Genomic DNA, 19,252 nt, shown 5'->3' on the forward strand with positions numbered 1-19,252 from the left:
TAAGCGGAGAAAACTTCATTAGGGAGGCTTCAATGTCCAATGTTTCTTCTCCGCTTCTGGATCACAACACCGCCGACATCGCTGAAAACCTGCAATTGGGCAAGGGCGCCAGTTTCTGGGCCTATATCTCGCCGCAGAACAACACCAGCGCCGTGGTCACCAAGTGGTCGGTGACGCTGCAACAGTTGAACGGCAACTGGACCGGGACCATCACCTCGGATAACCCGACCCAACAACTGCAAACCCCTGGCCTGTCGGGTGTTTTCAAGGTGATCGTCAGTGCCAGCGGCCCCAATTTCGGCCCGACCACCTTGGCCCCCAAGGCCGGTTCGCAGGCTGATATCGGTTGCAACAGCAATTGTGCCGGCATGGTCGGCATCGTCGCTACCGCCGACGGCAAGGGGGCCGAGTACTGGACCGTGTGGGACGCCTATTGCTCGCGCTGATCAACACTCAGTCCTGAGAGCAAAAGTGATGGCCGGGAGAAATCCCGGCCATTTTGTTTAAAATTTTAAGCAAACTCCACATACTAACGTCAAGTTAACCAGCGCGTGCTAGGTTCATGCGCTGTTCTCCTTTGTCGGTGACGAAGTGAGTCTTTTTCGTCACAGAAGTGACGTTTCGTTCAAGAAAATGAATCAAGTCGTTCACATCTTGTTGACGTCACGAATCCTGCTGTGATCCCATCTCTCCCATGTTGAAAGAACTCAACCGCTATCTGCGCCATGTCATGGGCCCGTTGATCGGGGTCGGTGCCTTGGCTTATTTCGCCTACCACACGGTGGAAGGCGATCGCGGAGTGCTGGCCTGGGTTCGGCTCGACAAGGAAATCCTGGCCGCTGAAATGCAACTGGCCAACGTCTCGACCGAGCGTCAGGCGTTGGAACACCGGGTGCTGCTGCTGCGCCCCGACCATCTTGACCCCGACATGCTGGAAGAACGCGCGCGCGCCATGCTCAACATGGGCCGCAGCGACGAGATGGTGATCTTCGGTAAGTAATCATTCTTCCGAGATTGCGTGCAGGAATGTCTCGATAGCCTGTTTCAACGCTGCCGACGTCCGCGTCAGGTGGCTGGCCGCTTGCCGGACTTGGCCGGCACCGGCACCACTGTGGCTGGCGGCCTGCTGAATGCCTTCCATGATCTCGGATACGGCGTTGGTCCCCAGAGCCGCCTGCTCGACATTGCGGGCGATTTCCTGGGTGGCGGCGTTCTGTTCCTCCATGGCGGCGGAAATGCCGCTGGCCACGCTTTCCATGCGGCGAATAGCGGCGATGACCTGATCGAGGGCGGTCACTACCGCGCGGGTTTGGTTCTGCACCGTGGTGATTTGGGCGGTAATGTCCTGGGTGGCGCGCCCGGTCTGGGTCGCCAGAGATTTCACTTCATTGGCGACGACGGCAAAGCCTTTGCCGGCCTCGCCGGCCCGGGCCGCCTCGATGGTGGCGTTGAGTGCCAACAGATTGGTCTGACTGGCGATGGAGCGGATCATCTCGACGATGGCGGAAATCTGCGATGCCGATTGATCCAGGGCGCGTACCGACGCGGTAGCGCTGTCGGCGGCTTCCACCGCGTGGGAGGAGGCATCGGCGGACAAGGTGATCTGCCGCGAAATCTCGTTGATGGAGGCGGCGAGTTCCTCGGCTGCCGCCGCCACGGTTTCGACGTTGCTGGCGGCCTGGGTGGCGGCGGAGCTGCCGCTGGTGGCGCGGCTGCTGGTCAGATCGGCATCTGCTTGCAATCCGCTTGAGGTTTCTTCAAGCGCGCCCGAAGCGGTGCTGACCTGATAGAGACTGTCCTTGCTGTGCTGTTCAAAGCTCAGGACCAGTTGGCGCACGTGCTCGGCGTGGGCGAGTTTCCTTTCCTGTTCCCGCAGGGCCGCCTGTTCCAGATCGCGGTCACGGCGCAGATGGTCGCGCAGGGTGAGCAATGCCTTGGCCACGTCTCCCAATTCATCGCGACGGTCGGTTCCGGTGATGGCGATGTCCAATTGGTTTTGCGCCAGGGCGTGGACATCGGCGACGCTGGCCCGCAATGGCGTGGCGATGCCGTTACGGGCGATGACGATGCTGACGGCGATCCCGGCGCCCAGGGCGATCAGGGCGGCGGCGATGGTCAGGGTGGTGCGGCTATCGACCAGGGTGTGGGCGGTGTCGGTGCGCGCGGCCAGCGTGTCTTCTTGCAGGCGGAAGAAGGTACGGACGATTTCACGCAGCGACGCCGCTTCGGCGCTGGCGGCGCGGGCCTGGTCGCGCAGGGCGTCGCGGCTGCCTTGGTCGCGGGCGAGGCTCAGCACCTTGTGGGCCGCCTGTTCAAAGCCGGATTTGCGTTGTTCCATGCCGTCGATCAACGCCAAGGCCTTGGTGTCGTTGGTCAGTTTCCGTGTCTTGTCCATGCGCTGCTGGAACAGCTCCAACTCGGCCTTCAGTTTGGCTTCGGCATCGGTCAGGGCGGCGGGGCTGGGGTCGGCCGCCGCCATGGCCTGGATGGCATTCATGGCCTGAACATTGGTGTTCATGCGGGCGGCCAGCAACGCGGCGGAGCCGTCATCGGCGACGGCATGTAATTGCCGACCCAGGGATTGCAACGACGAAATCGATGTCGCCGACACGACCGCCAGAGCTGAACTCAGAACCAGCACGATAAGGGCGACCTTATAGAGAACCTTCAAATTCTTCAGCATGACAGCCCCCCTTGGCTGGGCGGGTTCTGTGTTCATGGTAGTCTTGTTTGCTTTGTTGTCATGCGTTTGCTCTGAATGGGTGCATTGTGAAATGGACCGGTTGGCGCGATTTTGTCCGCCGGGTGGGTTTTCAAGTGTTTGCCCGCTCCCAATATCCCTGTCAGGCGCTAACCCGATGAGGCAAAAGGATTGCTGCATCGCACCACCCGTTGCCCGCCCATCTGGTTAGGTTTTGATAAATAACTATTATCCAGTTAATTGCCATTATTGCATTGCAATATAAGCATTTTTGACGGCGAAACGCCTTGCCTAAAAGGGAAGGTTGGTTTACCTATCTGTCTACGCACTCACATCATCCTGCCCTGGGAGGAACCATGGCGACCACGTCCAAGCGCAAAGCCAAGTCGGCGGAGATCGGACCGGACCAGCTGATCGGCTGGTACCGCGACATGCTGCTGATCCGTCGTTTCGAGGAAAAGGCCGGCCAGTTGTATGGCATGGGTCTGATCGGCGGTTTCTGCCACCTGTATATCGGCCAGGAAGCCGTGGTCGTCGGCATGCAATCGGCGGCGGGCGATACCGATTCGGTCATCACCTCTTACCGTGACCACGGCCAGATGCTGGCCTGCGGCATGGATGCCAAGGGCGTGATGGCGGAACTGACCGGGCGCAGCGGCGGCTATTCCCGCGGCAAGGGCGGTTCCATGCACATGTTCAGCCGGGAAAAGCGCTTTTACGGCGGTCACGGCATCGTCGGCGCCCAGGTGCCCATCGGCACCGGCCTGGGCTTCGCCCACAAATACACCGGCGACCAGGGCGTCTGTCACGTCTATCTGGGCGATGGCGCGCTTAACCAGGGTCAGGTTTACGAAAGCTTCAACATGGCTGCCCTGTGGAAGCTGCCGGTTGTCTATGTGATCGAGAACAACAAATACGCCATGGGCACCTCGTCCGAGCGGCACGCCGCCGGTATCGAATTGTTCAAGCGCGGTGCTGCCTACGGCATCCCCGGCGAAGCGGTGGACGGCATGAGCGTGCAGGCGATTTACGAAGCCGGCAGCCGGGCGCTGGACCATGCCCGTTCCGGCAACGGTCCCTATATCCTGGAAATGAAGACCTATCGCTATCGCGGCCATTCCATGTCCGATCCGGCCAAGTACCGGACCAAGGAGGAAGTGACCAAGATGCGCGAGCAGCACGACCCCATCGACACCTTGAAGGCCCGCTTGCTGGATGCCGGTCTGGTGGACGAGGCGGCGCTCAAGGAAATGGACCGCGAGGTCAAGGTCATCGTCACCGAAGCGGCGGAATTCGCGCAAACCAGCCCCGAGCCGGATTTGTCCGAATTGTGGACCGACGTGCTGATTGAAGCCTGAGGGGGAGACGAGACGATGGCTATCGAAATTCTGATGCCGGCGCTGTCGCCGACCATGACTGAAGGCAAGCTGGCCCGGTGGCTGAAGGCCGAGGGCGATGCGGTGAAGTCGGGCGACGTGCTGGCCGAGATTGAAACCGACAAGGCGACCATGGAAATGGAAGCGGTCGAGGAAGGCACCTTGGGCAAGATTCTGATTGCCGGCGGCACCGAGGGTGTGGCCGTCAACACCGCCATCGCCATCATGCTGGAAGAGGGCGAAACCGCCGCCGATCTGGGCAAGGTGATGGAAAAGGCTGGCCCCAGCGTCACCCCGGTCATCCACGATGCCGGCCCGCAGGCGGCGATCATGGCCCAGGCCCCGGCGGTCTGCGCCCCGGCGCATGTGGAAAAGGAATATGCCAAGTACAACCGCCAGACCGTGCGCGAAGCGCTTCGCGACGCCATGGCCGAGGAAATGCGCCGCGACGAAGGCGTCTTCCTGCTGGGCGAGGAAGTGGCCCAGTACCAGGGCGCCTACAAGGTGTCGCAGGGTCTGCTGGACGAGTTCGGCGACAAGCGGGTGATCGACACGCCGATCACCGAAATGGGCTTCGCCGGTCTGGCCGTGGGTGCGGCTTTTGCCGGTCTCAAGCCCATCGTCGAGTTCATGACCATGAACTTCTCCATGCAGGCCATCGACCACGTCATCAATTCGGCGGCCAAGACCCTGTACATGTCGGGCGGTCAGCAACCGTGCCCCATCGTCTTCCGTGGTCCCAACGGTGCCGCCGCCCGCGTCGGCGCCCAGCACAGCCAGGATTTCGCCTCGTGGTACGCCCATTGCCCCGGCTTGAAGGTGGTGGCGCCGTGGTCTGCCGCCGACGCCAAGGGCTTGCTGAAGGCGGCCATCCGCGACCCCAACCCGGTGGTGGTGCTGGAAAATGAAATCCTCTACGGCCAGTCCTTCGATGTGCCCGACGACCCGGATTTCATCGTCCCCATCGGCAAGGCCAAGATCGAGCGGTCGGGCGAGCATGTGACCATCGTCACCTATTCCCGCATGGTCGGCACTTCGCTGGAAGCCGCGGCGCTGTTGGAAAAGGACGGCATTTCCGCCGAAGTCCTTAACCTGCGGTCGCTTCGCCCCATCGACATCGACAGCATCGTCGCCTCGGTGAAGAAGACCAATCGCATCATCTCGGTCGAGGAAGGCTGGGCCTATGCCGGCATCGGCTCGGAAATCGCCGCGCTGATGATGGAGCATTGCTTCGACTGGCTGGATGCCCCGGTGATCCGGGTGTGCGGTGCCGATGTGCCCATGCCCTATGCCGCCAATCTGGAACGCCTGTATCTGCCGACCCCGGATGGCATCGCCGATGCCGCCCGCAAGGTCTGCTACGCCAAGTAAGGAGAGCGCGAAATGCCCATCGAACTTTTGATGCCCGCGCTTTCGCCCACCATGACCGAGGGTACCTTGGCCCGGTGGTTGAAGAAGGAAGGCGATGCGGTGAAGTCCGGCGATGTTCTGGCCGAGATCGAAACCGACAAGGCGACCATGGAATTCGAGGCCGTGGATGAAGGCGTGTTGGGGAAAATCCTGATCGCCGACGGCACTTCTGGCGTCGCCGTCAACACTCCCATCGGCGTGCTGCTGGAAGAGGGCGAGGATGCGTCCAGCATCGTCGCCAAGCCGAAAGCCGCCGCCCCGGCGGCTGCCGTTGCCCCGGTGGCTGCGGCTGCCCCGGTCGCCGCCGCCGCTCCGGCGCCGTCCCATGGGGGTGAGCGCGTTTTCGCCAGCCCGCTGGCCAAGCGCATCGCTGCCGATGCTGGATTGGACCTGAAGGCGGTCAAGGGCTCGGGCCCCTATGGCCGGGTGGTCAAGGCCGACGTCGAACAGGCGCTCAAGGGCGGTGTCGCCGCCGCCCCGGCTGTTGCCGCCGCCGCGCCGGTGGCCGCTGCCAAGGCCGCTCCGGCCCCGGCTGTCGCCAATCCGTTCGAGCCGGCTTTCGAGGAAATCCCCAATTCCTCCATGCGCAAGGTCATCGCCCGTCGCCTGACCGAAGCCAAGTCGACCATTCCGCATTTCTATCTGTCCATCGATTGCGAGCTGGATGCCCTGTTGAAGGTGCGTTCCGATCTCAATGGCCGGTCCGATGCCTATAAGCTGTCGGTCAACGACTTCATCATCCGCGCCGTGGCGCTGGCGTTGAAGAAGGTGCCGGCGGCCAATGCGTCGTGGGGCGAAGAGGCGATCAAGCGTTATACCGATGTGGACGTGTCGGTGGCGGTGGCCACCCCCAACGGTCTGATCACCCCCATCGTCCACCATGCCGACCATAAGGGTCTGGCGGCCATTTCCAATGAAATGAAGGAACTGGCGGCCAAGGCCCGCGACGGCAAGCTGAAGCCGGAGGAATTCCAGGGCGGCGGTTTCACCATCTCCAACCTGGGCATGTTCGGCGTCAAGGACTTCGCCGCCATCATCAACCCGCCGCAGGGCTGCATCCTGGCGGTGGGCGCGGGCGAGCAGCGCCCGGTGGTCAAGGCCGGCGCCCTGGCCATCGCCACGGTGATGACCTGCACGCTTTCGGTCGACCATCGCGTCGTCGACGGCGCCGTCGGTGCCGAGTTCCTGGCCGCCTTCAAGAAGCTGGTCGAAGATCCGCTTTCCATGCTGCTGTAGGGGAGGCCAAGGTCATGGACCGGGAGAAAATCGCCCTGGCCATGCCGGCCATCCGTCAGGAGTTCGAGACCCTGAAGCAAGCCTTGGGCGAGGGGCGGATGCCATCCGCCACCTCGGCCCTGTTCGGCGGCTGCCTGAGCTGGGGCGACGAGTTGCGTTCCATCTATGCCCGCGACGACCGTCAGGCGCTGTCGGAACGCGATCCGCTGACCCGCTTTTTCGTCACCCGCTTTCGCGGTCAGGAAGGCGATGCGGATATCGTCAGCGCCAGTGGCGGCACTTGTTTTCTGCTGGCGTTTTCCGCCTTCCCCTATCTGGACGCCCTGATGACGGAGATGTCGGTCGGCGATCATATGGGCTTTGACGAAGACGGTAATTGGCTGGTCAGCAAGATCATCGCCGGCACCATGGATGGCTCGCGCCTGAAAGTGGACAAGGGCCATCAGGGCTGGCGCTTCGATCTGATGAGCGTCTATCAGACCAAGGCCCAGGCCATGGACACTTTTATCAATGAACGTTTCTGCGGCGATTTCGATGCCTTCTTGTGGCGTTACGTCGCCGACCACGATCTGGCATTCGACATGGATCGGGCCTGGCGCCCGCTGGTGGAAAAGGGGGGGATCTGATGCGGATCCGCGTACGTGAACTGGACCGGCCCTTGGCCGGATTCGCTGCCCGGACGGTTGATCCGTCACCGGCGGAATCCCAGGCGGTGGCCGGGCTGATCGACATGGTCGGCGGCTCGGCTCTGTTCGGCGAACATCTGTTGCTGCCGGAAGAACAGGAAAGCTGCTATCGCGCCATCTGCGATCTGCGCCGCTTGATCGGCGACACCAACCAGCTGATCGGCGACGATTCCGTCGCCCATGACACGTTGCTGGCCATGCGCGCCGCCTGCCGCCGTTATCTGGACGCCGCCGAGGCGTGGGATCGTCAGGCCGGGCGGCGTCACGCCATGCCCAGCTACCGCTTTTATCAATTGCTCGGCGCCTTCCGCGACGTCATGGGCATCTATCTGTGGCGTCTGGCCGATCTGCACGATCTGGACGTCGATGGCCGACTGGCCGCGTTTTTTCCCGCCGCCCGCGACTGATACCGGGCCGACATAACTGATTTTGGTGGAGACATCACATGTCCGACAACACTTTCGACGTGGTGGTCATCGGCGGCGGTCCCGGCGGCTATGTGGCCGCCATCCGCGCGGCGCAGCTGGGGATGAAGACCGCGCTGGTGGAACGCGAGCATCTGGGCGGCATCTGCCTGAACTGGGGCTGCATCCCGACCAAGGCCTTGCTGCGCTCCGCCGACATCTTCCGCACCATGCAGCATGCTTCCGCCTATGGCCTGTCGGCGCCGGGCGCCAGCTTCGATCTGGCCGCCATCGTCAAGCGGTCGCGCGGGGTGTCGGCGCAATTGTCGGCCGGCGTCAAGGGCCTGCTGAAAAAGAACAAGGTCACCGTGTTCGACGGTGTCGGCAAGCTGGCCGGTAAAGGTAAGGTCGCCGTGGCCGGCAAGAACAACGTGACGCTGTCGGGCAAGCACATCATCCTGGCCACCGGCGGTCGGGCGCGAATCATTCCCGGCCTGGAGCCCGACGGCAAGTTCGTCTGGACCTACAAGGAAGCCCTGGTCCCCGATACCGTGCCGAAAGCTTTGCTGGTCATCGGCTCGGGCGCCATCGGCATCGAGTTCGCCAGCTTCTTCAACGCCCTGGGCGCCCAGGTCACCGTCGTCGAGATGATGGACCGGGTGATGCCGGTGGAGGACGAGGAAATCAGCGCCCTGGCTCGCAAGCAGTTCGAGAAGCAGGGCATGCGCATCATCACCAACGCCACGGTCAAGGGCCTGAAGAAATCAGCCAATAACGTCTCGGTGCAGGTGGATGTGGGCGGCAAGGTGGAAGACATCGTCGTCGACCGGGTGATTTCCGCCGTCGGCATCGTCGCCAACGTGGAAGACATCGGCCTGGAAGGCACCAAGATCAAGGTCGATCGCGGCCATGTGGTCACCAACAAGTGGTGCGAAACCGACGAGCCGGGTGTTTACGCCATCGGCGACCTGACGGCGCCGCCATGGCTGGCGCACAAGGCCAGCCATGAAGGCGTCATCTGCGTCGAGAAGATCGCCGGCATCAAGGACGTGCACCCGCTGGAAAATTCCAAGATTCCCGGCTGCACCTATTGCCACCCACAGGTGGCCAGCGTCGGGTTGTCGGAAAAGAAGGCCATCGAGAAGGGCTATCAGGTCAAGGTCGGTCGTTTCCCCTTCATCGGCAACGGCAAGGCCATTGCGCTGGGCGAGCCGGAGGGCCTGATCAAGACCGTGTTCGACGCCAAGACCGGCGAGCTTCTCGGCGCCCACATGATCGGGGCCGAGGTGACGGAAATGATCCAGGGCTATACCATCGCCAAGACCCTGGAAACCACCGAGGCCGAGCTGATGCACACCGTCTTCCCGCATCCGACCCTGTCGGAAATGATGCATGAAGCGGTGTTGTCGGCTTACGGTCGGGCCATTCATTTTTAGTTTTGCTTTTCGTCACTCCCGCGAAAGCGGGAGTCCAGAGGGGGGCACGTCCGGTTTTTCCGCGACTCCTGGATACCCGCCTGCGCGGGTATGACGTTGGAACGAAATGCCTTTCGGGCAAAGGGTGGGGGCACGGGGGCGCGTATATCCCCGTGCCCTTTGTTCTGGAAGGGCTATGAAATTCTTGACCTTGGCCGCAACGTGGACGATACCCAAGCCATGACTGACAAGCCCGTTCTCCGCCACCCCGAAAAGGCCCGCCGTCCCGACAATCCGTCGCCCAAGAAGCCGGATTGGATCAGGGTCAAGGCGCCCACCTCCGCCGAAGCCGCCGAAGTGCGCAAGCTGATGCGCGACAAGAACCTGCACACCGTGTGCGAGGAAGCGGCCTGTCCCAATATCGGTGAATGCTGGAAGCACAAGCACGCCACCTTCATGATCCTGGGCGACACCTGCACGCGCGCTTGCGCCTTTTGCAACGTGAAGACCGGCAAGCCCGGCGCCGTCGATGTGTCCGAGCCGGAAAATCTGGCCGCCAGCGTCGCCTCCATGGGCTTGAAGCATGTGGTTATCACCTCGGTCGATCGTGACGATCTGGCCGATGGCGGCGCTTTCCAGTTCGTCGCCTGCATCGAGCGCATTCGCGCCACCAGTCCCGATTGCACCATCGAGGTGCTGACCCCGGATTTCCGCGACAAGGACGGCGCCATCGCTGCCGTCGCCCGCGCCCGGCCCGACGTCTTCAACCACAATCTGGAGACCGTGCCGCGTCTGTATCCGGGCATCCGCCCCGGGGCGCGCTATTTCCATTCGCTTAGGCTGTTGCAGATGGTTAAGGAAATTGACCCGACCATCTTCACCAAGTCGGGCATCATGGTGGGCCTGGGTGAAACCCGGGCCGAAGTCTTGCAGGTGATGGACGACATGCGCTCCGCCGGCATCGATTTCATGACCATCGGCCAGTATTTGCAGCCGACGCTCAAGCACGTCGCCATCGACCGCTTCGTCACCCCGGACGAGTTCGACGATTATCGCGCCACCGCCAAGGCCAAGGGCTTTCTGATGGTGGCGGCGACGCCGCTGACCCGGTCGTCGCACCATGCCGACCGCGATTTCGATGAATTGCGCAAAGCCCGCGCCGCCGCCCAAAGCGCGGCGGAATAGGGACGATCATGCCGACCCACGCGGAAAAGCGCCCGCTGCCCTATACCCCCGACCAGTTGTTCGATCTGGTGGCGGATGTGGAACGTTACCCGGAATTCCTGCCGTGGTGCGTCGGTGCGCGTATCCGCAAGCGCGACGGCGACATGTTCTTCGCCGATCTGGTCATCGGCTTCAAGATGATCCGCGAGCGTTATACCTCCAAGGTGGTGCTGGACCGCGCCGCCATGCGTATCGACGTCACTTATACCGAAGGGCCGTTCCAGTACCTGAACAACCACTGGAGCTTCGTCCCCAACGCCGACGGCACCACCACCATCGACTTTTTCGTCGATTTCGAGTTCAAGTCGAAAATCCTGCAAAAGGTCATTGGCTCGCTGTTCAACGAAGCGGTCAAGCTGATGGTCGGCGCCTTCGAGAAGCGCGCCGGTCAGTTGCACGGGCCGGATGGACGCCCGGATGGGCGCAAGGCGTCTTAACCCACGTTCACAGATGGCTTTCGATGGCCCAGCCACCCCAGGCCATGCGGTCATTGGGCAATTGCTGGTGCAATAGGGGCGGCAACACCGCCTGCAAGGCGGTGACCCGGCTGGTGGCCAGGGCATTGCCGGTGAGTACATACACGCCGATATGGTCGTGGATGAAAAAGGCGGTGATGCCGGGGAAAGCCGCCATCACCTGCTGGTGGTCCCAATCGTCCTTGACGTGGATTTCAAACGGATTGCCGTTGATCTCGTCTTGGGGATAATCCACCACCGGAATGGACAGAAGCACGTACGAGGCGACGGCCAGAGCCTTGCCGACCGCCGCTTGCGCCTCGTCTTTCTTCATGTGTTCCAGCACGTCGCCGAAGATCACCAGATCCACCGGGGCGAGGGTGGCGAAATCCACTTGCCGCAGGTCGCTGTTGATCACCCGGTGGTACAGGTCGTGCAGGCCGAACTGGGCGATATAGGGCGCCCAGGCCTCGATGCCGATCCAGGTGGCCTGGCCCAGACAGGGCGCCAGCAAGGTGCGATAGGTGCCGCAGCCGCAGCCGCAATCGACCACGGTGCTGATGCCGCCGGCTTCCGCCAGCTTGCGCATCAGCAACGAGATGTACAGTTTGCCGTAATCGGCGCTGCCCGGCATGGGGGTTATACCGCCGTGCCGCCGACGGTCAGGCCGTCCATGCGCAGCGTCGGTTGACCCACGCCCACTGGCACGCCCTGGCCGTCCTTGCCGCAGGTGCCGATACCGGGGTCCAGTTCCAGGTCGTTGCCGATCATGGTCACCTTGTTCATGGCGTCGGGGCCGTTGCCGATCAGGGTGGCGCCCTTGACCGCCGGACCGATCTTGCCGTCTTCGATCAGATAGGCCTCGGTGGCGGCGAAGACGAATTTGCCCGAGGTGATGTCCACCTGACCACCGCCGAAATTGACGGCATAGATGCCCTTTTTCACCGAGGCGATGATTTCCGCCGGATCATGCCCGCCCGCCACCATGAAGGTGTTGGTCATGCGAGGAATCGGCGCATGGGCATAGGATTGGCGCCGTCCGTTGCCGGTGGGTTTGACCCCCATCAGCCGGGCGTTGAGGCGGTCTTGTATATAACCGACCAGGATGCCGTCCTCGATCAGGGTGGTGCGGCTGGTGGGCGTGCCTTCGTCATCCACCGACAGCGAGCCACGGCGGTCGACCATGGTGCCGTCATCGACGACGGTGACGCCCTTGGCCGCCACTCTTTGCCCGATCATGCCGGAAAAAGCCGAGGTGCCCTTGCGGTTGAAATCGCCCTCAAGCCCATGGCCGACGGCTTCGTGCAGCATGACGCCGGGCCAGCCCGGCCCCAGCACCACGCTCATTTCCCCCGCCGGGGCGGGAATGGAGTCCAGATTGATGGCGGCCTGACGGATGGCCTCGTCGACGCAAGCCCGCCACGAGCCCTCGTCGATCATCCGTTCATAGGTGAAGCGTCCGCCGATGCCGTGGCTGCCGGTTTCCATGCGGTCGCCGTCGCCCATCACCACCGAGACGTTCAGGCGCACCAGTGGGCGGATATCGGCGGCATGGCTGCCATCGGCGCGCTGGATGAACACCGCCTGCCACGATCCGGTCAGCGACGCCGAGACCTGCCGCAGGCGAGCTTCCTTACCCCGCGCATAGGTATCCATGGCTTCCAGCAATTTGACCTTGTCCGCGAACGGGACCAGATTGAGCGGATTGATGTCGGTATAAAGGGCGGAATTGGTGCCCATGGGCGCCGCCGCCATGGTGCCGGAATGGCCGTTGCGCACGGCCTTGACCGTGTCGCCGGCGCGGCGGATGGCCTCTTCCGACAGCACCGAGCCATGGGCGTAACCATGGGCCTCGCCCACCACCGAGCGCAGGCCGAAGCCCTGGGCGGTGTCGAAATTGGCCGATTTGATCTGACGGTCGTCCAGCACCATGCTTTCCGACTGCCGGTATTCCAGGAACAACTCGCCGTCATCGGCCCCGGTCAAGGCATCGCCGACGATGGCCGTCACTTTGTCCTGGTCCAGCCCAGCGCGGGTGAAGAACAATTGATGGGCTTGGGACACGTGAGGCATGAAGGCTCCTGCGGGGCGGGTAGGGGGCGCGGGTAGGGCATGAGCAAGCCGGTCAGGTATTGGCAGGTCGTGACCCAAAGTGTACACCAAAACTTGTCGTTAAAAGGAATATAGGCAATGGCCGAGATGATGCCAGGGCGAACCTGGGCCTTGAACGAACATTCCATGCGCCGGGCCTTGGCCGGCGAGGTGCACGCCCGCCCCTACGAGCAGATCGCCGCCCCAATCCGCGCCAGCCATCTGGCGGTGCTGCACGACGGATTGAGTGCCGGCGAGGAACACGCTTACCTGACCGAGTTGCTGTCCATCCACGGCGCCGAGGCACCGGCGGAAACCACCACTTATTTTTCCCGCGACTTGGGCGCGCTGCGCCTGCGTTGGGAACGCCATGCCGAGTTTTCCACCTATACCTTCCTGCGCTTCGATGGCTATGACCATCCGTTCAATGATCCGGCCCTGGCCCTGGTGCCGGCGGAATGGCTGGAGCGGTTGCCCGGCAAGGTGTTGACCGCCACCCATCTGGCCATGGAAAAGACCCCGCGTTCCGCCGACGACATCAGTACGTTGTTCGACGGCAATCCGTTGATCGCCGCCAAGATCATCGGCTCGGCGGCGGAATGCTGGACCGATTTCCGCCTGCATGCCGATGGTTTCGGTCGCATCTGGGTGCGCGACAAGGATTTGACCAAGGGCCAAAGCGGTCGGGTGATGCAGCGTCTGCTGGAAATCGAGACCTATCGCATGATGGCGCTGTTGGCCTTTCCGCCGGCGCGTCAGGCCAATGCCGAGATGTTTCGCATGGATAGCGGTCTGGCCGCCATCGTCACCGAACTGGCCGACCCGGCCATTGCCCAGAACGACCGCGAATTGCTGGAACGCCTGACCGCCCTGGCCGCCGAGGCCGAACGGCTGGACGCCGCCACCTCGTTCCGGCTGGGGGCGGCGCGGGCCTATTACGCCATCGTCAACCAGCGCATCGCCGAATTGCGCGAGGACCGCATCCCCGGTCTGCAAACCATCGGCGAATTCATGGATCGCCGTCTGGCCCCGGCCATGAAGACCTGCGAATCGGCGGCGGAACGCCAGCAATTGCTGGCCCGACGGGCGGCGCGCGCCGGTGATCTGTTGCGCACCCGCGTCGATATCGCGCTCGAGGAGAAAAACCGCGATCTGCTGCGCAGCATGAACCGCCGGGCCCAGTTGCAATTGCGTTTACAGGAAACGGTGGAAGGCCTGTCGGTGGTGGCCATCAGCTATTATCTGCTGGGGCTGGTGCTTTACGCCGCCAAGGGCCTGAAGGGCGCCGGCCTGCCGGTGGATGCCGACATCGCCGCCCTGGTCGCCCTGCCGGTGATCATCGGCGCGGTGATCCTGGGCGTGCGCCGTCTGCGTCGCGCCCTGGTCAACGGCCACGGCGAGGATTAGAGTTAAATACGAGCCATCCATCGTCTTAAGCGTCATTCCCGCGTAGGCGGGAATCCAGCGAACCGTGTCGGCGCATAAGCGTACGACTCCTGGATGCCCGCCTGCGCGGGCATGACGGGTGTTGTGGTAGACGTGTTGCCGATTAAGGGCACGCCGCTTTAGGCGACATCCGCCATCAGCGGGGCGAGAAAGTGCAGGTGGGCCAGGGTTTGATCCAGGGCTACAACCTCCACCTCGATGGCGCCGGCAATGCCATCCATGCTCAGGCGGCAGCGTTGTCCCGGCGATAGGGCGGCATCATCGGCCAGCATCAAGGTAGCGCCGTTGCGGCTGCAATCGGTGACGCGCCCGCCATGTTCGCGGCCATTCACGCTCAGGATCGCCCCGCGGTCGATGCTGTGGCGTTCGTCCTGGCGGCGATCGACTTCGCGGGTCGAGGTGCGCACCACCCGGATCAGGGTATCGCGCAGGTTCTGGATGGCATCGGCCACTTCGGTTGAAATGATACTGACCTGACTGGCTTGGCTGCGGGTGGTTTGCGCCTCATTGCTGACGGCGGCGATGCGCCTGGACACCTCGTTGGCGGCGTCCGAGGTCTGGCTGACATTGCGCGAGATTTCCCCGGTGGCGGCGCCCTGTTCCTCGATGGCGGCGGCGATGGCGGCGGCGATGCTTTCCACCGCGTCGATAGCGCCGGCAATCTGCCCCACCGCATTCACCGCGTTGCGGGTGGTCGCCTGGATCGCTTCCACCTGGGTGGAAATCTCGGCGGTGGCCTTCGACGTTTGCGCCGCCAGATTCTTCACCTCGTTGGCGACGACGGCGAAACCCTTGCCGGCCTCGCCGGCGCGGGCCGCCTCGATGGTGGCGTTGAGGGCCAATAGATTGGTCTGGCCGGCGATTTCGCTGATCAGCACGGTGATTTCGTCGATGCGGCCCACCGCATCGGACAAATGGGTGATGGTGGTCTGGGCCGTGCGGGCCGATTGCACCGCGTCGTGGGTGACGCTAGTGGCGGTGGTGACCTGATGGGCGATTTCAGCGATGGAGGCGCTGAGCTGTTCCGACGCGGCGGCGACGGTCTGGGCATTGGCCAAGGCCTGATCGGCGGCGGAGGCCACGCCCTGGGCGTCACCGCCCACGATTTCGGCGGATTGTGCCATGGCCTGGGCGTTGTGGGCCATGGAGCGGGTGCGTTCCGCCACCCGATCCACCGCCAGTCTGGATTCGCGCTCGACCGTTTCGGCCATGGTGGTCAAGGCCGCCAGCTTGGTCTGTTCCGCCTGCCGGCGCATGTCTTCTTGTTGCCGTTGCAGGGTTTCGGCGGCCTGGGCGTTATTTTGGAACACTTGCAGGGCACGGGCCATTTCCCCCACCTCGTCGTGTCGCTCCAGCGACGGGATGGTGCTGTTCAGCTTGCCTTCGGCCAGTTCCCCCATGGCTTTGGTCATGGCCTTGAGCGGCAGATAAATGCCACGGGCAATGGCCGAGCCCAGCACGGCGATCAAGCCGCCACCAATGACGATGGCGACCAGCACGGCCAGTTGAGCGAATTGGGCGGCTGCGTTGCGTGCGGCTTGGGCCTGGGCGGCTTTCTGGTTGGAGAACTGGCGCAGGCTGTCGATATCGGGTTCCATGCCGGAATAGACGGTCGACAGGGTTTCGGTATGGGCGGTCAGGGCCAAGGTCGCCTGGACCATCGCCTCGAAATCCTGATGATAGACGCGCATCTTGGCGCTGATATCGTCCTGAATGGCCGGCGGAATGCCCGAGCGGGGCAACAGGTTGGCGAATTCAGCGGCGCGCTTGCTCATGTCGTCCATATATTTGCGGTCACGGCGGGCAAGAAAGTCTTTTTCGTGCCGGCGCATCATCAGCATCAGCACCGACAAACGCGGCTCGTCGTGATCCTTCAGTAATTGTTCGACCGCATGGACCGAATTGCGCAGATTGCCCAAGGCCCCGTCTTTTTCGCTGTAGCCGATCAGGTGTTGAGCCGTCACCACCTGATCGAAAGTCTGGCCATAGGTATCAAGAGCTTGGCCGATGCGGGCGATCTCCGGGCCGTCATGAAGACCGGAAAGATGGGCGAGCTGGGCGCGGGCATCGGCCAAGCTGGCGGCATGCTTTTGCCGTTCCGTGTCATTGCGTCGAGCCAGGAAGTCCTTTTCCCGTCGGCGAGCATCGAGCAGATCAAAGGCCAAAGCGGCGGTCACCCGCTCCAGTTCGACAAAACGCTGTTGGTCTTGGTCGAATCGTTGCTGACGGGTGCCGCTCAACACCAGCACGCCGCCGACGACGATGAACACCATGGCGGCCAGGATGACGATGGCCGAGATTTGCGATTTCAGCGACAGACGGGACAGCAGGCGGGACATCTTCGCATCCTACTCAAACGAAAGTAGGTGAGGATTAGTCCTTAGGTCGGATGTGCGCAAGCTGGGGGGAGGGGTGTCACATAAACTTCACATATAGGTAGGTGTATGCCTGTTTTATATCCACGGAATCTGATCGTCATCGACCAATTGCCCAATCTGTGGGCGGGCGAAGTAATAGCCCTGGAACAGATTGATGCCCATGTCATGCAGCATACGCACTTCCTCGATGCGTTCCGTGCCTTCCGCGACGACCGATAATCCCAGCATTTCTGCGGTTTTGACCAGCCCGGCGATGATCGCCTGACGGGCCGGGCTTTGGTCAACCAAGGTGATCAGGCAGCGGTCGATCTTGATGGTGTCAGGCTGGAAATCTGCCAGCAGCGACAGCCCGGCATAGCCGGCGCCGAAATCATCGAGTGCGGTATGAAAACCGTGCTGACGGTAGGTTTCGATGATGGATCGCAGATGGGCGCGGTTGTGGATCTGTTCATCTTCGGTGAACTCGAAGGTGATCAAATCCTCGGGAAAGCCATGTTCCTTGGCCGCCGACAGGGTCAGGCGCAGGCAAGCTTCCGGGTGATAGACGGCATTGGGCAGAAAGTTGATGTTGAGCCGACGGTCCAGGCCCAGCCCCGCCGCCGTTTCGATGGCCTTGACCCGACAGGCCTGATCGAAGGCATAGCGGTTGTCATCGGTGATCCGGGCCAGGATGGCGGCGGCCCCGGCGCCGTCGGTACCGCGCACCAAGGCTTCATAGGCATAGATGCGGCGCTGTACCACATCCACCACCGGCTGAAAGGCCATGACGAAGGAAAAATCCAAAGGCGTCGCACAACGATTGTCGCAGCCTTGTGTCATGGTGGGCCCACTCATGCCGTTGTGTCCAAGGATGGGATAGCTTGTCATATGGGGGTGGTCAGAACAATTCCATCTCGTCTTCGGCGGCTTGCACACATTCCGAGGTGCGGCCATTGAGCGCGTCGGTCAGCCGGCGCCGCCAATCGGCCAGCGAGACGTTTTGGCTCAGCGCCTCGATCCACTGCGCCGTGATGGCGTCATCCATGGGGGCTTGGGCGCAATGACGGGTCTGGGCTTCCAATTCCTCGTGCTGGCGGCGCAGCGTGGTCAACACCGAGGCCACCTGTTCCAGCCCTTGGCGCGAGCGGTCGGCGGCTTGCAGGCGGTGCACCACTTCGTTGGTCTGCACCTGCAATTCGCCGGCTTCGCTTTCGCCAGCGAACTGGCCGATGCGGATCAGCACGCCGGTGGCCCCGGCAGTGGAGTTCTCGAATTCCTGACCGGTTGCCATGGCTTCCGAGGCAAGGAACTCGAAAGCGCGTTGCTGTAACTGGGAAAAGGCCTGCCAGTGGGCCAGCAACTGAAGAAGAGAGGTATTATCGTTCATATCATGTCCTTGCCACGTCCTGGCGGCACAGCCTAAGGATTTCTTCGGCGATGTGCGATAGCGGAAGTTGTTTTTCCACCGCCCCTAAATCAAATGCCGCTTTCGGCATGCCATAAACCACGCACGACGATTCGTCCTCGCCGATGGTGGCGGCGCCGGCCTTGCGCATGGCCAGCAGGCCGTCGGCGCCGTCGCGGCCCATGCCGGTGAGGATCACCCCCACCGCCTTGGCGCCGCAGGTTTCCGCCACCGAATTGAACAAGACGCTGACGCTGGGCTTGTGGCCGCTGACCAGCGGGCCGTCATAGCATTGGGCGATCAATTGGGCGCCCGAGCGGCGCACCGCCAGATGGCGGTCGCCCGGCGCGATATAGACATGGCCGGCCATGATGCGTTCGCCGTCGCTGGCCTCCTTGACCCGGACGGCGGCCAGACTGTCGAGCCGCTCGGCGAAGCTGGCCGAGAATTTCGGCGGAATGTGCTGGGTGATGACGATGGGGGGTGAATCGGCGGGCAGGGCCAGGATGATGTCGCGCAAGGCCTCGACCCCGCCGGTGGACGAACCGATAGCCACCAACCGGTCGGTGGATTTGTAAAGGGTGGTGACGGCCAGCCGGGCCGGTTGTTGTACCGGGCGATCGCTGAGCGAGCGGACACGGGCGAAAGCCGCCGCCTTGACCTTGTCGATCAGAATCTGGGCCTGGGCCTGCAAGCCGCCGCCGGCGATGTCCACGGGTTTGCAGAAAACGTCGACGGCGCCCAGTTCCATGGCCCGCATGGTCACCTCGGCGCCCTTTTCGGTCAGCGACGACACCATCACCACCGGCATGGGGCGCAAGGTCATCAACTTTTCCAGAAAGGCCAAGCCGTCCATGCGCGGCATTTCCACATCCAAGGTCAGCACGTCCGGGTTCAGTGCCTTGATCTTTTCCCGCGCCACCAGCGGGTCGGGGGCGGTGCCGACCACCTCGATACCCGGATCGGACGACAGGATGCTGGTCAGCATCTGCCGCATCAGGGCGGAATCATCGACGATCAGCACGCGGGCGATACGGGTGGGCATG

18 protein-coding genes are annotated in these 19,252 nt (G+C 62.8%); 11 read left to right on the forward strand and 7 right to left on the reverse strand.

From position 1 onward, the window contains the following. The first annotated feature begins 32 nt into the window (after positions 1-32). Both MGMSRV2_RS04750 and MGMSRV2_RS04755 read left to right on the forward strand, forming a co-directional pair. Positions 33-446: a hypothetical protein gene (locus MGMSRV2_RS04750; RefSeq protein ID WP_024079211.1), complete on the forward strand. Its 414-nt coding sequence runs from the start codon at positions 33-35 to the stop codon at positions 444-446. 248 nt (positions 447-694) lie between these two features. After that, positions 695-1,000: an FtsB family cell division protein gene (locus MGMSRV2_RS04755; RefSeq protein WP_024079212.1), complete on the forward strand. Its 306-nt coding sequence runs from the start codon at positions 695-697 to the stop codon at positions 998-1,000. Here MGMSRV2_RS04755 and MGMSRV2_RS04760 read toward each other — a convergent pair whose 3' ends face one another. Then, a complete protein-coding gene (locus MGMSRV2_RS04760) occupies positions 1,001-2,683 on the reverse strand; it encodes a methyl-accepting chemotaxis protein (protein ID WP_024079213.1) in 1,683 nt (560 codons plus the stop codon). A gap of 374 nt (positions 2,684-3,057) precedes the next feature. On the opposite strand from MGMSRV2_RS04760, the gene pdhA reads away from it, so the two are divergent. The 8 genes from pdhA to MGMSRV2_RS04800 all read left to right on the forward strand — a co-directional run bounded on the left by pdhA (position 3,058) and on the right by MGMSRV2_RS04800 (position 10,889). Continuing rightward, complete coding sequence (gene pdhA / locus MGMSRV2_RS04765; protein WP_024079214.1) at positions 3,058-4,059, forward strand: pyruvate dehydrogenase (acetyl-transferring) E1 component subunit alpha; 1,002 nt, start codon at positions 3,058-3,060, stop codon at positions 4,057-4,059. Positions 4,060-4,074: 15 nt separating this feature from the next. After that, positions 4,075-5,448, forward strand: coding sequence for a pyruvate dehydrogenase complex E1 component subunit beta (locus MGMSRV2_RS04770; RefSeq protein WP_024079215.1), 1,374 nt, complete (start codon positions 4,075-4,077; stop codon positions 5,446-5,448). Positions 5,449-5,460: 12 nt separating this feature from the next. Next, positions 5,461-6,723, forward strand: coding sequence for a pyruvate dehydrogenase complex dihydrolipoamide acetyltransferase (locus tag MGMSRV2_RS04775; protein WP_024079216.1), 1,263 nt, complete (start codon positions 5,461-5,463; stop codon positions 6,721-6,723). A gap of 14 nt (positions 6,724-6,737) precedes the next feature. Next, the gene (locus MGMSRV2_RS04780) at positions 6,738-7,349 is read left to right on the forward strand and encodes a hypothetical protein (protein WP_024079217.1); all 612 of its coding nucleotides are present in this window, start codon (positions 6,738-6,740) and stop codon (positions 7,347-7,349) included. Further along, positions 7,349-7,816 (forward strand): hypothetical protein, encoded by a 468-nt coding sequence (locus MGMSRV2_RS04785; protein ID WP_024079218.1) that lies wholly within the window; start codon positions 7,349-7,351, stop codon positions 7,814-7,816. The genes MGMSRV2_RS04780 and MGMSRV2_RS04785 overlap by 1 nt, the downstream gene beginning before the upstream one ends. Positions 7,817-7,854: 38 nt before the next feature. Next, on the forward strand, positions 7,855-9,249 hold the full coding sequence (gene lpdA / locus MGMSRV2_RS04790; RefSeq protein ID WP_024079219.1) for a dihydrolipoyl dehydrogenase: 1,395 nt from the start codon (positions 7,855-7,857) through the stop codon (positions 9,247-9,249). A 219-nt stretch (positions 9,250-9,468) separates the two neighbouring features. Continuing rightward, positions 9,469-10,413, forward strand: coding sequence for a lipoyl synthase (lipA, locus tag MGMSRV2_RS04795; protein ID WP_041634075.1), 945 nt, complete (start codon positions 9,469-9,471; stop codon positions 10,411-10,413). 8 nt (positions 10,414-10,421) lie between these two features. Continuing rightward, on the forward strand, positions 10,422-10,889 hold the full coding sequence (locus tag MGMSRV2_RS04800; RefSeq protein WP_024079221.1) for a type II toxin-antitoxin system RatA family toxin: 468 nt from the start codon (positions 10,422-10,424) through the stop codon (positions 10,887-10,889). A gap of 7 nt (positions 10,890-10,896) precedes the next feature. On the opposite strand, the gene MGMSRV2_RS04805 is transcribed toward MGMSRV2_RS04800, so the two are convergent. Together MGMSRV2_RS04805 and tldD are read right to left on the reverse strand one after the other, a co-directional pair. After that, a complete protein-coding gene (locus tag MGMSRV2_RS04805; RefSeq protein ID WP_024079222.1) occupies positions 10,897-11,541 on the reverse strand; it encodes a methyltransferase domain-containing protein in 645 nt (214 codons plus the stop codon). Between the two features lie 5 nt (positions 11,542-11,546). Next, positions 11,547-12,980 (reverse strand): metalloprotease TldD, encoded by a 1,434-nt coding sequence (gene tldD / locus MGMSRV2_RS04810; protein ID WP_024079223.1) that lies wholly within the window; start codon positions 12,978-12,980, stop codon positions 11,547-11,549. 117 nt (positions 12,981-13,097) lie between these two features. On the opposite strand from tldD, the gene MGMSRV2_RS04815 reads away from it, so the two are divergent. Next, positions 13,098-14,405 (forward strand): DUF3422 family protein, encoded by a 1,308-nt coding sequence (locus tag MGMSRV2_RS04815; RefSeq protein ID WP_024079224.1) that lies wholly within the window; start codon positions 13,098-13,100, stop codon positions 14,403-14,405. 158 nt (positions 14,406-14,563) lie between these two features. On the opposite strand, the gene MGMSRV2_RS21380 is transcribed toward MGMSRV2_RS04815, so the two are convergent. The 4 genes from MGMSRV2_RS21380 to MGMSRV2_RS04835 all read right to left on the reverse strand — a co-directional run bounded on the left by MGMSRV2_RS21380 (position 14,564) and on the right by MGMSRV2_RS04835 (position 19,251). Next, positions 14,564-16,783 carry a methyl-accepting chemotaxis protein gene (locus MGMSRV2_RS21380; RefSeq protein ID WP_024079225.1) on the reverse strand — a complete coding sequence of 740 codons (2,220 nt, stop codon included), beginning with the start codon at positions 16,781-16,783 and terminating at the stop codon, positions 14,564-14,566. A 114-nt stretch (positions 16,784-16,897) separates the two neighbouring features. Then, entirely contained in the window at positions 16,898-17,656 is a 759-nt protein-coding gene (locus tag MGMSRV2_RS04825) for an EAL domain-containing protein (protein ID WP_024079226.1), read from the reverse strand. 43 nt (positions 17,657-17,699) lie between these two features. Next, entirely contained in the window at positions 17,700-18,188 is a 489-nt protein-coding gene (locus MGMSRV2_RS04830) for a hypothetical protein (protein ID WP_024079227.1), read from the reverse strand. Position 18,189: 1 nt separating this feature from the next. Further along, the gene (locus MGMSRV2_RS04835; protein WP_024079228.1) at positions 18,190-19,251 is read right to left on the reverse strand and encodes a protein-glutamate methylesterase/protein-glutamine glutaminase; all 1,062 of its coding nucleotides are present in this window, start codon (positions 19,249-19,251) and stop codon (positions 18,190-18,192) included. Position 19,252 lies beyond the last annotated feature (1 nt).

The sequence above is a fragment of the Magnetospirillum gryphiswaldense MSR-1 v2 genome (assembly GCF_000513295.1).
Lineage (GTDB): Bacteria > Pseudomonadota > Alphaproteobacteria > Rhodospirillales > Magnetospirillaceae > Magnetospirillum > Magnetospirillum gryphiswaldense.